We start from the raw sequence: 13,505 nt of genomic DNA, 5'->3' as shown, positions 1-13,505 counted from the left end.
AGAGATTCCTCGAAGAATCACGCGGTGACCGCACCCACGTCCACACCCGGGCCGGCCACCACCACGTCGTACACCACTCTGCTGGACGCAACTGAGGCCAGGCGACACAACGGCCTCCTACTCGCGGAGCCGTGGGCAGGAGGCTGTTGTGCTGCGGCGGGTCAGGAGGCGGCGGAATCGTTCCTGCCGCTTCCGGCAGCGAGCGGCTCGTCTCGTCGCCCACACCGAACCGGTGAGGGGACCTGCCCGCTCGCGGGCGGATCCGCCTCGCGCGTCGTTCTTTGCCGGCGATCCGCGCCCCTCCTCGACGTGCTCACCGAGCGCGAGGAGGAACCGGCCTGCCTGTGGGATCGGGTGGTGATGGGGCGGCGTACAGGTCGCGCTGGCGAACCTCCGGCCAACCGCCGAAGCCGGCCACCAAGCTCGACTTCTCAGTCTCTTGCCTGAAGGCCCGTTCGACCTCCCTTTAGGTCGCCGCTTCCGGGGTGGTGGTGTCCGGGGCGGTCGTGTCGGTCTTGGCCTCGGCGGTGGCTGGTTCCTCGTCTGGGCGGCGCATGCCGATTCGGGCGCAGACCGCGGACAGGACGGCGACGCCGGCTGCCCACAGCCAGAACGTCTGGCCGACCTTGTCCCACAGCCAGACACCGACCGCCGGGCCGACGGCGTTGCCCAGGCCGAAGACGCTCAGCATGGCGCCGGAGTACCGGCCGCGCAGGTGCGGCGGCGCCACCATGCCGGGGTACGCGAACGTGGTCGGTGCGCCGATGATCTCCGACATCGTCCAGATCAGCGTGCCGAGGATCAGCAGCACCGGAACCAGCGCGATCGCGTAGACGCCGTACCCGACCGCGACCAGTCCGAAGCCGGCGATCGCGGTCAGCCGCAGCGGCCAGGTCTGCACGTACTTCGTCGCCGGCACCTCGCACACGGCCACCACGATGGCGTTGGCCGAGACGACCAGGCTGTACCACCACAGGCTGCTGCCGTCGTCGACGATCGCCAGGGGAAGCACCGCGATGTACTGGCAGTAGACGATCGTCACCAGGAACACGGCGGCCAGGTAGAAGTCGTACCGCCAGTCGGCGAGCACGGCACGATAGCCCTGCTTCGGTTCCGAGGCTTTGGCGGCGGCAGCGGCGGCGGCCTCCTCCGGCGCGGCCTTGCCGGGCAGGAAGCGCCAGGCGATCGCGCTGTAGAGGACGGCGGCGAACGCCTCGGCCCAGAACAGCAGGTTGTACGAGACCGACACCAGCGCGACGCCGACGATCGGGGTCACCGCGGTGCCGAGGTTGATCGCCAGCCGGTACATCGCCATCGTCATCACCAGCTGGCCCGGCTTGGTGAGCTCGGCCAGCATCGCCTGCGCGGCCGGCCGGTTCAGCATGCTGACGGTGCTGACCGTCAGGATCGCCAGCAGGATCACCCAGTAGACGTTGATGTACAGGATGGACACGATCAGCGCGGCGGAGCCGAGCATGCTGATCAACGTCGCCGCCCGCGCACTCAACCGGTCGGTGAGCCAGCCGCCGACGAACGACCCCAGCACGTGGCCGGCGCCGTAGACACCCAAGGCGAAACCGGCCTCGCCGGCACTGAAGCCCTTGTGGGTCATGAACAGCACCAGGAAGATCTGCAGGAACGCGCCCAGCCGGTTGACGAAGACGCCGAACAGCAGTGCCTTCGACGTGATCGACGTCTGGCGCCAGGTCGCGATAGCGCCGAGTCCTTCACCCGGCTGCCCGGTCGAACCCGGTTCGCGGTCGACTTCTTCGCTCATCAGTTACTCCACCCCTCTGTGCCGCGAACGCGGCGGGCTTGTGCCAGAAGGCATTCGGTCCTGCACGCTACCGCCCGCAGCGCCGTACCGACAGCCCCTGAAAGCAACAAAACAAGGCGTATCAGGGCGGGGTGCGCGCCGCCTCTGATGAATGACGGCGACGCGTAGCGGAGCGCACGTGCGCCCCTGTCGACATGCCTTGTTCCCAGGAGGATCTGACCTATGACAACCGAAATGACGGAGGCCCTCCCGCGGATCCCGGACGACTTCATGCAGAGGCCGTACGAGATCCTCGAGCCGTACCGCAAGGCCGGCCGTGTGCACCACGTGGTCTTCCCCCACGGCGCCGACGTCTGGCTCGTCACCCGGTACGCCGACGTACGGACCTTGCTGCAGGACCCCCGGGTGAGCAAGGACGGCACGCGGATGAACGAGATGTTCGCCCGCCACACCGGCACCTACGTCGAGGACGAGAAGCCCGACGTCGGCTTCGACGACGAGCTGTCCCAGCACATGCTGAACAGCGACCCGCCCCGGCACACCCGGCTGCGCTCGCTGGTCAGCAAGGCCTTCACACTGCGGCGGATGGAGGCCTTCCGGGAACGCATCGAGGAGCTCGTCGACGACTACCTCAGCAAGCTCGAGGGTCGTGACGACGTCGACCTGGTCGGCGAGTACGCCCAGCCGCTGCCGATCGTGATCATCTGCGACGTGCTCGGCATCCCGTTCGAGGACCGCGAGCGGTTCCAGCAGTGGGCGGTCGAGCTGGTCGGCGCGGGCCACCCGGCGGAGGTCGTCGAGAACGCCTCCAAGAACGTGATCGAGTACGGCCGGCACATCATCGACATGAAGCGCAAGAACCCGGCCGAGGACATGGTCAGCGCGATGATCGAGGGTTCGCCGGAGGGCGACCGGCTGACCGACGACGAGCTCGTCGCGATGATCTTCCTGTACACGGTGGCCGGTCACATCACCTCGCAGCACACGCTGTCGAACGCGATCCTCAGCCTGCTCACGCACCCCGAGGCGATGGCCCGGCTGCGGTCCGACCCGTCGATCATGGGGCACGCGATCGACGAGCTGATGCGGTACGACGGCGGCGTCGGCGTGGCCACCTTCCGGTTCACCGCCGAGGACATCGAGATCGGCGACGTCGTGGTACCGAAGAACAACATCCTCGCGCTGTCGATCCTGTCGGCGCACCGCGACGACGAGCAGTACGAGAACGCGAACACGCTCGACCTGGACCGCCGTCCGAAGGGTGTGCTGGGCTTCGGCCACGGCCCGCACTTCTGCATCGGCCAGCCGCTGGCGAAGATGCAGACGAACATCGCACTGACCCGGCTGCTGGAACGCTTCCCGGACCTGCGGATGACGGCCGACCCGAGCTTCCTGGAGTGGGAGCCGAGCACGCTGCTGCGCGGCATGCACCACCTGCCGGCGGCGACGATCCCGCCCAAGTCCTGATCCTGCCGGACATGACACTGCCCCAGCCGATCCGGCTGGGGCAGTGTCTTTTGGCTGCCGGGGTTCACTCCTCGACGTAGTACCAGTCCTCGGGGGTGATCAGGCCGTACGGGTTCACCGGCTCGACGCCGCGCAGGTTCTTCGCGACCTCGAACATCCGGTTCGGGAAGCCCGGCGACCAGATCGTCGGCACCTGCTCGGCGATGTAGTCCTGGTAGTCGAACATCGCCTGCGGGTCGTCGCTGTGCACCGTCCGGTCGATCAACTCGTCGGCCTTCGGGTCGCTGTAGTCGCCGAAGTTGCTGCCGCCGCCGGTGCGGAACAGCATCTCGCCGGTCAGGTGGCCGTAGAACGACCAGCCGCCGTTCCAGGTGTTGATCTCCCACAGCCGCTTCGCGGGACCGGGGCTGTGGTCCTCGGCCACCATCACCGAGCCGTACACCGGCTCCAGCTTCAGCTCGATTCCGGCCTTCGCCGCATCCTCCTTGAACATCTCGAGCATCCGGGTCAGCGCGACCTTGCCCTCGACGTACCGGACCGTGAACGAGAGCCGGTCGCCGATCTCGACGCCCTCGCCGGAGCAACCGGCCACCTCACCCGGCTGGACGCAGCCGGCCGGCATCGTGCTGGTGTCCCAGCCGTGCGCCTCGAGCAGCCGCCGGGCGGCGTCGACGTCGAACGGCATCGGGTCGTTGCGCTGCTTCGGCGACACGTAGGGATTCGCGGGCGACAGCGGCACCGGGCCGTCCATCCGGTAGGCGTTGCCGTGGAAGATCTCCCGGATCGCACGGTCCTGGTCCAGGCACATCTGCAGCGCCTGCCGGACGTACGCGTGCTTGTAGATCGCCGCGGCGGTGGAGTCGTTGTCGAAGTTGAACGGCATGTAGCGCACCACGAACAGGTCCTGCGCGACGAGCCGGTACTTGTCCGCGAGCTCGTCGTCGGTCAGTTCCAAGCCGGGCGGCAGGTACCCGATCTGGATCCCGTCCGGCGCGTCCGGTCCGGCCTGCAGGCGCTCGTACATCAGCTCGTCGGTGTCGTTCTGCACCTGCCGGAACTCGGCGAGCTGCGGCTTGTTCGGGCCGGAGTACTTCTCGTTCGGCACGAAGGTGACGACGCCGTCGAGGGTGTAGCTCTTCAGCCGCCACGGCCCGTTGACGACGCTCCACACCGGGCTGTCGGCCCAGCCGCCGCGGAAGTGGTTCGCCTCGACCGTCCAGTCGCCGTTCTCGGACACCAGGTAGTCGTAGACGGCCGGGATGTCGGCGGGGTCGAACGACGCCCGGGCCGGTCCGTCCGCGGTCCGGTCCCAGGCCTTCGGCATCGGCGTGATCAGCGACAGCTGGTTCATCTCCACCCAGGTCTTGGAGTAGACCTCGTTGAACGTGAAGCGGACCTTGTCCTCGGCGATCTTCTCGTACGACGTGAGGTTGTCCGGGAAGTAGCCGGGGACGTAGTACCCGAGCCGGTCACCCTTGACCGCCATCATGTTCACCCAGAACATCACGTTGTCGGCGCAGATCGGCTCACCGTTGGACCACTGCCAGGGCTTCAGCGTGACGGTGACGCTCAGCCCGTCCTCGCTCCACTCCGGCGGGTAGGCCAGGCTCAGGTCGGGGTTCACCTCCGGCTTGCCGTCCCGGCCGAGCCAGTAGAGCGGCCGGAACATCAGCACCTGGAACTCGTACAGGTTGCGGATGCCGATCCGCTCCCGCGGGGTGAACGGGAAGATGGCGGCGGGCGGGAAGCCGGGGTTGCAGGCCCAGGTGACCGTGCCACCCTTGATCGGCCGGCCGTCCTCGGACGGCTGATCGGACTGCTGCTCGGTCAGCACAGTGGACATCCAGGTCACCTCTCGTGGGTTGGATCAGGCCGTCAGCCGGGATGCCGGTGCGGCCAGCTGTACATCGATCTGCCCGGCGAACTCGTACGCCGTCCGGATCGCTTCGTCGAACGTCGCTCCGCTGGTGCAGAGGAAGCCGAGGATGTTGTTGCCGTCCGGGGGCCGGCGGATCACGTCACCCGGTTTCGCCGTGATCTTGAGGAAGAACACCCGGTCGGACTCGGACACCGCGGCCGGCACGGTGATCTGCTCGATCCGGCCCGGTCCGCCGATCAGGCAGGTGCCGGCCAGGTGCACGCCGGTCGGGTGATAGTGCCGCACCTCGGGTTTGGTGCCGGCGGCGACGGCCATCGTCGCGCGGATCGGGCAGTAGCCGGTGCTCAGCCGGGCGAAGTAGTCCAGCCCGCCGCCGCCGGGCCGGACCGCGATCTCCAGCAGATGCGGCTTGCCGCGGTGGAACCGGACCTCGGCGTGCATGACGCTGCGGTGCAGCCCCTGGGCGTGGGCGGCGGTGGCGACCACCTCGTGCACGGCGGCCAGCTGATCGTCGTCGAGGGTGGTCGGGGCCCGGTGCGCGTCGTCGTCGAAGGTGTTGCCCTCGATGGTGATCCGGTCGACGATCGAGCCGAGGTACACCTCGCCGTCCCAGGCGAGGGCCTCGATCTGCATCTCCCGGCCGTCCAGGAACGACTCGACGAGCAGACCGTACGGCCCGGTGTCGATCCCCTCGGCCTCCATCCGGAACCACGACATCCCGGCCATCCCGTCGAGCGCCTGCGGGAACCGGGTCCGCAGCTCGTCGGCGTCGTCGATCTTGAACACGAAGTTGCTCGCGGCACCTAATGTCGGCTTGAGGATGATCGGGTAGCCGAACTCCTCCGCGGCGGCGAGCGCCGTGTCGAGGTCGGGCGCCAGCCGGAACCGGGGCACCGGCGCGCCGCCGGCCTGCTGGGCCTCGCGCATCAGGAGCTTGTTGCGGCTGATCCTGGCCGCGTCCAGGCCGACGCCGGGCAGTCCGAGCGCTTCGGCCACCGCGGCCACGGTGAGGACGCCGGACTCGGAGAACGTCAGCACACCGTGGAACTGTTCGGTGGCGTGCCATTCGCGCGCCGCAGCGATGATGTCGTCGATGTGCCGCGAGCCGGCGACCCGGTAGCGGTCGGCCGGCCAGTAGTCCGGCTCACCGAGTCCGTTGAGCACGAACAGGGTGCCGCCGAACTCCTCGATCTGGCGGTAGCGGGACTGGTAGTAGCCGGCGTTCTGCACGGCTTCCAGGGCGAGCAGTTTCATGTCAGCTACTCCTCACCGACCGCGGCGAGCTGCCGCGGCCTGTCGATCGAGTCCAGGCCGACCGGCCGGGGCGGTGCGCCCACCGCGCGGTCGGCGACGGCCCGCGCGATCTGGGGTGCGAACTTGAAGGACATCCCGCCGCAGGCCGCGTACGCCCAGACCGCGCCGCCGCCGTACGACGACAGCAGCGGTCCGCCCCGCGACCGATCCGCGAGGTAGTAGCCGTCGGCCGCGTCGGTCACCGCGGCCGGATCGAACCCCGGGAGCACCTCGGCGAACACGGCCATCAGGTGCTCGCGCCAGCGGTCCGGGGTGCCCCGGTCGGTCATCTCGCGGGTCGGCCGGCAGGCGCTCGCGGCGCTCAACCGCAGCGGTGCGTCCGAGTGCGGGACCGTCGGCATCAACCAGGCGTCGCGATCCGGCCCGAGGCCGAGCACTGCGGGCAGTCCGACCCACGCCGGCTGCCGGTACGACAGCACGGTCTGCCGGTACAGCGTGAGCGTCGAGGCGATGACGCCCGGTACGAGTTCACGCGACCAGGGACCGGCCGCGACCACGACCCGGTCGGCGGTTGCGGAGCCTCCGTCGGCGAACCGGATGACCCCGCCGCGGTCGCTACCGGAGACCTCGGCGACCCGCCGGTGCGGATGCAGCCGGACAGCCGGCTGGCCACCCAGCCAGCGGGTCAGCGCGATCAGGGCCAGGTCGGCGAGCACGGCGCCGGCGGTGGCCTCCAGTACCGCTCCGGACCCGACCGGGAAGCGGACTTGCGGATACCGGCGGGCCAGCTCGTCCGGCGAGAGGCCCCACGCTCGCGCGCCGACCCCGGTGAGGAGCGCGAGCGAGGCGGCCGCCTCCGGCTCCGGCATCGCGGTCAGCGCCCCGGCCGGGTGGTAGAACCGCGCGCCGACGAGTCCCTCGACCTCCATCCAGGCCTCGTGGGCCTGGGCGGCCGCCAGCGTCAGCGCCGGCTCACCGCGATGCAGCGCGCGAACCACCCGGAGCCGGTCGTTCGAAGTCGCCGTCGGCGAGGGGATCGGGCCGGCGTCGAACAGGTCGACCTGCTCGACACCGGCCGCCCGAACACACTCGATCGCGGTCACCAGTCCGATCACGCCGCCGCCGACCACGGTGATCCGCATCGGGATCACCGACCTCCGGCGAGCTCGCCGTCCGCCGTCCCGGCCGCCAGCAGCGGCGGCACGAACGGCGTGACTTCGGCGAGCTCGAAGGAACCGGCCACCAGCACCCCGGCGTCCGGCAGTTCGTCGAACGCCCCGGCCTCGGCGGCCGCCGACGCGAGGTCGACGAGGATCGGCGACGCCACCGCGAGCAGTGCCTTGACCTCGCAGAACAGATCGCCCCAGGCCTCGGGCTGCTCGTCGAGACCGGTGCCGTCGAGCGTCACCGCGTGCCGCCGCAACCGGTCGATGTGGACCAGCACGGTGTCCGCCGACCGGTTCAGGTTGAACGTCGGCATCTCGTACCCGAGGTCGAACCGGTCGCGCATGAGGGCCACGCGTTGCCGTGCGTCCGCCGAGACCGGCAGCCGGGCGCTGTCGCCGCCGGCGTTCGCGACCGCCTTGGCGAGAATGCCCGCCAACTGGTTCCACGGGCCGACCAGCCGATCCTCGGCCATCTTGTCGAGGCCCGCCCGGCTGAAGGTGGACCGCTGGTACTCCGGTGCGGTGAGCGCCAGGTAGAGCCGGGCTACGTCGCGCGGCACCTCCTCGAGCAGCTCCTCCGGCGTCAGCACATGGCCCTTGCTGGTCGAGAACTTCGAGCTCTCCAACTCGTAGAACTCGTTGTTGATGATCGACTCCGGCCAGACGTACTTGTCGCCGTGTGCCATCAGCATCGCAATGTGCGGCAGGCAGAAGTAGTACGCGTTGTCGAAGCCGAGGAAGTGCACGATCCGCAGATTCTCGGCCTTGCGCCACAGTTCGCCCGGCACCGTGTCCCGGCCGAGCTTCGCGGCGGCGTACGACGTGGTGAACATGCCGGCCGGGATCAGTTCGAGCCAGGCGTTGAGCACCTGCCCGGGGACCTCCGGGAACTGCGGGTCGATACCCCAGTTGAGCGGGAAGGTGATCGGCACGTCCTGCAGCGGGCGGGACAGCAGCTCGGCGATCATCTGCCGGACGTGCGGGCGGCGGTGCTCTTTGAGGTTCTCGTGGTACGTCGTCAGCTGCTCGCGGTACTCCTCGAGCGGCAGCACCATGATGGTGGCCTCGCGGTAGGTGAGCTTGTCCTCGGGATTGATCGTCGAGTGCGGGTTGATCAGCTGGTCGAAGTTGTTCGGGTGGCAGCACGTCTCGCAGAGTCCGCCGCGGCTGGTCGTCAGGCAGACCGGGCAGTCGCCCTCGATCAGGCCCTCGACCATGAACTCGCCGGTCCGCTCCAGGTACGGCAACCGGACGGTCTTCAGCCGGAACACCCCGGCCGCGTGCAGGGCGCTGAAGTACTGCAGCACAGTGGCCCGGTAGGTCTGGTCGAACGGGCCGAACCCGTCGATCGAGATACCGATCGCGCTCAGCGCCTCCTGGATCTTCGCGGTCGAGCGCTTGCACAGCTCTTCCGGCGTGATGCCTTCGCGGCCCGCCGACGCCACGACGTAGGTCTGGCTGTCGTCGGTCTCGGAGGTGAAGATGACCTTGCGGCCGCGGGCCCGCTGGTACCTGGCGTAGACGTCGCCGGCCAGGTACGGACCGGCGATGTGACCGAGGTGCATCCCGCCGTTCGGCGTCGGGTTCGGCCCGAGGACGAGCACGGGACGGTCGTCGTCGGACGGCAGCAGTCGGGTCATTGGCTGGCTCCTACTCGTTCGGCGGTCTCGACGGCCTCGGCGGCCGCAGCGTTCTGATCGGCGTTCGCGGCCGCCTCGGCGGCGTACCTCTCGGTGTCCGATCCGGCGTACTCGGCGAGGAACTTGTGGGCCATCTCCGGGTCCCACCAGATGCTGCAGAACACGAAGTCGGCGTCGGTGAGGTTGTGCACGCGATGCAACTGGCCGGGCGTGAAGTACGCGACGTCGCCGGCCCGGAACGGCTGCCGCTCGCCGCCGCACTCGACCACGCACTCACCGGACACGGCGACGAAGATCTCCTGCTCGTGATGCGTGTGCAGCTTGGAGACCGTCCCTGCGCGGCAGACCGCGTAGCTGGTCTCGAACGGCGCGTTCAGAACCGGCCACGGCTGCAGGCGCTGGGTGTCCACGCCGTACTCGTGCAGCAGGTTGTCGCGGTCCAGCCGGGAGATGTGTACGACCATGGCTACCGTCCCGAAATCTGTTCGAAGGTGTCCGGACCGTCCTTGGAGTGCCGGGTCTCGATGACTGCCTTGTGCGGATCGCCGGCCAGGATCAGGTCGATCACCGGCGTACCGCCCGCGGCGCTCTGCACCGAACGGCTGTACAGCACGCGCAACTGGCTCGGCGTGAGCCCGCTGATCCGCTCGAGCTCGGCGTCCAGCGCGAGATCGTCGGCCGCACCGGCCAGCAGGGCGTGGATCTCGTCGAGGCGGGCGGACAGGTGCGGATGCTCGCGCTCCAGGAACCGCTCCAGCCCGGCGCCGTGCCCGGCGAACGGGGAGTACGTCATGCAGACCAGGTGCTCGCCAGTCAGCCCGAAGGTCTCCAGCGCGTACTCCTCGGCGGCCTTCCGCATCCGGGCCGGGGCGTCCGGACTGTCGTACCGGGCGCGCATCATCTCCACCAGCTGGTCGGGGATGTCCTTCTTGCGCATCAGGCCGAGCGCGAACTCGACGTACTCGGCCAGGCCCTCGTCGTACGACCGCTCGAACACGCGCTCGGCCTTGATACCGCGCAGGTGCGCCATCAGGGCCGGGTTCGCACAGTCGGACTCGGTGAAGCTGAACGCGAGGTCGTCGAACTGGAAACCGAGGAAACCGGTCAGCATGTCGAAGTGGTCGCCGGCCCGGTACGCGGTCTCGCCGTACACGGTGAAGAACTTCAACCGGTCCGGTACGTCCGTGCTGACCCGGCGCTCGGAGATCGCGTCGTCGGCGTCCGCGCCGTGGATGTCGGCGAAGTACGCCTGCGAGATGTCGTCGAGCTGGCCGAGGATCCGGCCGAATCCGTTCCCGCGCTCGCGCGGCCGTACGGCGGGACCGGTGCGCAGCCGCCGCGCCAGGCGGCCGACCCAGAAGCTGTACTGATGCTGCTCCTGCGGCGAGTCGCCGGTGATCAGCACGTCGGCGCCGTCACCGTAGGCGGCGGCCAGCCCGAACGCGTTGAAGACGCTCAGGTTGCACGAGTTGCAGAACGTCGGGCGCCCGTCGGCGAACGTGCGGTGACCGGTCATCAGGATGTCGAGCCGGTTGCGCCGTACGACGTGCTCGCGCTGCGGCGAGTCGACGTAGAACTCGCTGATCTCGTCGCCGTCCACCAGCAGCAGCTCGCAGTCCGGGTCGTCGAACAGCTCCAGCGCGCGGTACTCGCGGTCGATGTTCTCCATCACGGCGCGCGGCATCCCCGCGTGCCGGTTGGTCGCCACTCGCATCCGGAACGTGCGGCCGTGGACCCTGTCCAGGATCAGCTGCATCGCCCGGACGAAGGCCAGCGTGTACGAGCTGTCCTTACCGCCGCCGAACGCCACCAGGACCAGGTTGCGTTCCAGCTCCGGCTGGTGCGGCAGCTCTGCCAGGAGCTGTCCGCTGCAGCGCAACGCTTCGTCCATGACGCCGGGCGGCATGGCGGCACGCAGACCTGTGAACGTCCGGTCCCGTGCCTCTGCCAGGCCGGGGGGACGATCCAGTTCGAGTGTTGTCATCCGGTTCTCCTCGCGGGCTGGGGCTTTTCCCATCCGTTAGAGCGCAGCCGAACCGTTGGCTGATACAGCCGCCGCCGGGATCCGCTCCCGGTGCGCGAGGATGTCCCGGCAGATCTCCTCCGACCGCTGCGCCAGCACACTGAGCAGCGAGTCGGAGATACCGTGGGTCTCTTCGTTGACGCCTTGCAGGTAGCAGGCCGCCGTGCTGCCGGCGAGGTTAGTGGTGCCGTTGCTGGTGCCGGTGCTGTCGGCGTCCAGGTCGAGGCGGTACTGGCGGGTGACGTCGATGCGGTCCAGGCCGAGATCGCTCGCCAGGTCGCGGACCAGCCGCGGCATCCGGGTGTCGAAGCCGGTGCCGAGGAAGATCAGGTCCCGGCGCAGCTCGGTGACGGCTCCGGTCCGCCGGTCGGTGAGCTCCAGCACGAGTTCGTCGCCGGCCTCGTGGGCGGAGGTGATGTCGACCATCGTGACGAGACGGCGGTCGGTGCGCTCCTGGAAGCGGTCCAGGTAGAGGTCGGCGTACAGGTGTTCGAGCATCGGCGGCGTAACGACCGAGTAGTTGGTCCGGTACAGCTCGCGGAGGATCTGCTCGCGCGCTTCCGGCGGGGCGTCGTAGAACTCGTCGACGAACGACGGGTAGTACATCTCGTTGGTGAACTTGCTCGACTGGTCCGAGCTGAGCCCGATCGATCGCATCAGCCACGTGATGTCGCTGTCGGGCAGATCGTCACGCAGCGCCCGGAACATCTCGGCGGCGCTCTGGGAGCTGCCCAGCACCGCCACCCGGTACGGCAGGTCCCCGGACAGTTCCGCCACCCGGTGGCGGTACTGGGTGCTGTGGATCACGCGCTCCTTGGGCAGCCCGGCCAGCTCCGGCGGGATGTTCGGCTCGCGGCTGCCGCCGTACACCAGGTATCTGCTGGTGATCGTCGTACCGTCGGCCAGGCTCGTGACCCACCCGGTCACCGCGCCGCTGTCGTCGCGCCGGGCCCGTACCGCTCGGCATTCGGTGCCCAGCTGGATCCGGACGCTCGTGAGCGATTCCGCGACCCAGCGCAGATACTCGGTGAACTCGACCCGGTACGGCGTGAACGTGCTCATGTTCACGAACTCGTCGAGCCGGCCGGTCTCGTACAGATGGTTCAGGAACGAGAACCTGCTGCTCGGATCCCGCTGCGTGACCAGGTCCTTCAGGAACGACACCTGGCTGGTCGCCCACGGCATCAGCATCCCCGACTGCCACTCGATCGACGGGTTCCGGTCGATCAGCAGACTGCTCGCCGCAAGATCCGGAGCCAACTCCTCGAGCGCCACCGCCAGCCCGAGATTCGACGGCCCCGCACCGATCGCGAGCAGTTCAACGTCCACAGAGTTACGTTCTGACATCCGCGCCGCCTTCGTCTCAGATCACCATCACCACCCTTCGAGAGCCAACGGCCGACGCCGGTTGATACACCTCCCTGCTCCTCCTGCCCGGAGAGGAACCCACCCGCCCTCCGACGAGGACCACAGAAGCGCAGGACGTCGAGCAGCCGACCGGGTGCGTGGCGGGCGAGCACGTCGGCCGCCAACCCACGAGATGCGTGTGTGCTGGATGAAGGTTGGCCTGCCCGCGGCGGGTCGATGTTCGGACTCTGGTGGCTGGGCGCGGGGCTCGCGTTCTCGATCGCTAGGTGAGTCTGGACCAGGGGGCCGGTGGGTTGGTGGTGAAGAAGTGCAGGATGCTGAGCAGCCGGCTGCCGGTCGGTGCGGTCCAGTGGCGTTGGCCGGGCCAGGGTGCCGCGGGCAGTTTCGCGACGGCCCAGAACAGATGGAACCAGAGGACCCCGGCGGCCAACTCCTCCTCCGACTCCGCCGCCTGCGAGTACCGCAGGTACTCCGGCAGCAACACAGCAACCTCAGTCAACGGCAGCTTGGCAAACTCCATCGCCCGCGGAGCCCAAGCCGCATCACCCCAGTCGATCAACGCCAGCAGCTCCCCGCCCGCCCCCACAAGAAGGTTGTGAGCAGCAACATCCCCGTGAACCAGAACCCTCGCCCGACCCATATCAATCCGCCCCGCGAGCCGGGTAAACCACCCGCCCAACCACCCCGCCGTCCCCGAATCCACATACCCCCGCTCAACCAACTCCCCAACCACCCCCCAAGGATCCCCCCACCCCTCCTCACCCACCCCAGATACGCCGGGTACGCCGGTCACGGCAGGCACGCTCGGCACACCAGGTACCCCGGATGCACCAGGCTGAACCACCCCGGGTTTGATGCACACCTCCTTCGTTGGGAAGGTGGCATCTATGCCGAGGAAGTACGACGCGCAGACCCGGGCCAAGGCGGTTCG

10 protein-coding genes are annotated in these 13,505 nt (G+C 68.8%); 1 reads left to right on the top strand and 9 read right to left on the bottom strand.

Translation table 11 applies throughout. The features are described 5' to 3' along the window. Positions 1-466: 466 nt before the first annotated feature. The gene (locus tag ABZW60_RS41500; RefSeq protein ID WP_355486181.1) at positions 467-1,777 is read right to left on the bottom strand and encodes an MFS transporter; all 1,311 of its coding nucleotides are present in this window, start codon (positions 1,775-1,777) and stop codon (positions 467-469) included. A 222-nt stretch (positions 1,778-1,999) separates the two neighbouring features. Here ABZW60_RS41500 and ABZW60_RS41495 point away from each other — a divergent pair, with 222 nt between their 5' ends. Continuing rightward, a complete protein-coding gene (locus ABZW60_RS41495) occupies positions 2,000-3,244 on the top strand; it encodes a cytochrome P450 (protein ID WP_355486180.1) in 1,245 nt (414 codons plus the stop codon). Positions 3,245-3,308: 64 nt separating this feature from the next. On the opposite strand, the gene ABZW60_RS41490 is transcribed toward ABZW60_RS41495, so the two are convergent. The 8 genes from ABZW60_RS41490 to ABZW60_RS41455 all read right to left on the bottom strand — a co-directional run bounded on the left by ABZW60_RS41490 (position 3,309) and on the right by ABZW60_RS41455 (position 13,277). After that, entirely contained in the window at positions 3,309-5,087 is a 1,779-nt protein-coding gene (locus ABZW60_RS41490; protein ID WP_355486179.1) for an ABC transporter substrate-binding protein, read from the bottom strand. Between the two features lie 24 nt (positions 5,088-5,111). Then, positions 5,112-6,377, bottom strand: coding sequence for an ATP-grasp domain-containing protein (locus tag ABZW60_RS41485; RefSeq protein WP_355486178.1), 1,266 nt, complete (start codon positions 6,375-6,377; stop codon positions 5,112-5,114). A 5-nt stretch (positions 6,378-6,382) separates the two neighbouring features. Beyond that, positions 6,383-7,519: an FAD-dependent oxidoreductase gene (locus ABZW60_RS41480; protein WP_355486177.1), complete on the bottom strand. Its 1,137-nt coding sequence runs from the start codon at positions 7,517-7,519 to the stop codon at positions 6,383-6,385. A 5-nt stretch (positions 7,520-7,524) separates the two neighbouring features. Next, positions 7,525-9,183: a class I tRNA ligase family protein gene (locus tag ABZW60_RS41475; protein ID WP_355486176.1), complete on the bottom strand. Its 1,659-nt coding sequence runs from the start codon at positions 9,181-9,183 to the stop codon at positions 7,525-7,527. Further along, positions 9,180-9,647: a cupin domain-containing protein gene (locus tag ABZW60_RS41470; RefSeq protein WP_355486175.1), complete on the bottom strand. Its 468-nt coding sequence runs from the start codon at positions 9,645-9,647 to the stop codon at positions 9,180-9,182. Before ABZW60_RS41470 ends, ABZW60_RS41475 begins: the two co-directional genes overlap by 4 nt. Before the next feature lie 2 nt (positions 9,648-9,649). Further along, on the bottom strand, positions 9,650-11,167 hold the full coding sequence (locus ABZW60_RS41465) for a PqqD family protein (protein WP_355486174.1): 1,518 nt from the start codon (positions 11,165-11,167) through the stop codon (positions 9,650-9,652). A 36-nt stretch (positions 11,168-11,203) separates the two neighbouring features. After that, entirely contained in the window at positions 11,204-12,535 is a 1,332-nt protein-coding gene (locus tag ABZW60_RS41460) for a SidA/IucD/PvdA family monooxygenase (RefSeq protein WP_355486173.1), read from the bottom strand. Positions 12,536-12,836: 301 nt separating this feature from the next. Beyond that, entirely contained in the window at positions 12,837-13,277 is a 441-nt protein-coding gene (locus ABZW60_RS41455) for a phosphotransferase (protein ID WP_355486182.1), read from the bottom strand. Between the last annotated feature and the right edge of the window lie 228 nt (positions 13,278-13,505).

Source organism: Kribbella sp. NPDC003557, assembly GCF_040610805.1.
GTDB lineage: Bacteria > Actinomycetota > Actinomycetes > Propionibacteriales > Kribbellaceae > Kribbella.
This window is presented reverse-complemented; position numbering and strand designations above follow the sequence as displayed.

Excerpts from the sequence above, each read along its gene's own strand:
- ABZW60_RS41470 (WP_355486175.1), bottom strand. The coding sequence starts at position 9,647 with ATGGTCGTACACATCTCCCGGCTGGACCGCGACAACCTGCTGCACGAG.
- ABZW60_RS41500 (WP_355486181.1), bottom strand. The coding sequence starts at position 1,777 with ATGAGCGAAGAAGTCGACCGCGAACCGGGTTCGACCGGGCAGCCGGGT.
- ABZW60_RS41480 (WP_355486177.1), bottom strand. The coding sequence starts at position 7,519 with ATGCGGATCACCGTGGTCGGCGGCGGCGTGATCGGACTGGTGACCGCG.
- ABZW60_RS41485 (WP_355486178.1), bottom strand. The coding sequence starts at position 6,377 with ATGAAACTGCTCGCCCTGGAAGCCGTGCAGAACGCCGGCTACTACCAG.
- ABZW60_RS41490 (WP_355486179.1), bottom strand. The coding sequence starts at position 5,087 with ATGTCCACTGTGCTGACCGAGCAGCAGTCCGATCAGCCGTCCGAGGAC.
- ABZW60_RS41465 (WP_355486174.1), bottom strand. The coding sequence starts at position 11,167 with ATGACAACACTCGAACTGGATCGTCCCCCCGGCCTGGCAGAGGCACGG.
- ABZW60_RS41475 (WP_355486176.1), bottom strand. The coding sequence starts at position 9,183 with ATGACCCGACTGCTGCCGTCCGACGACGACCGTCCCGTGCTCGTCCTC.
- ABZW60_RS41495 (WP_355486180.1), top strand. The coding sequence starts at position 2,000 with ATGACAACCGAAATGACGGAGGCCCTCCCGCGGATCCCGGACGACTTC.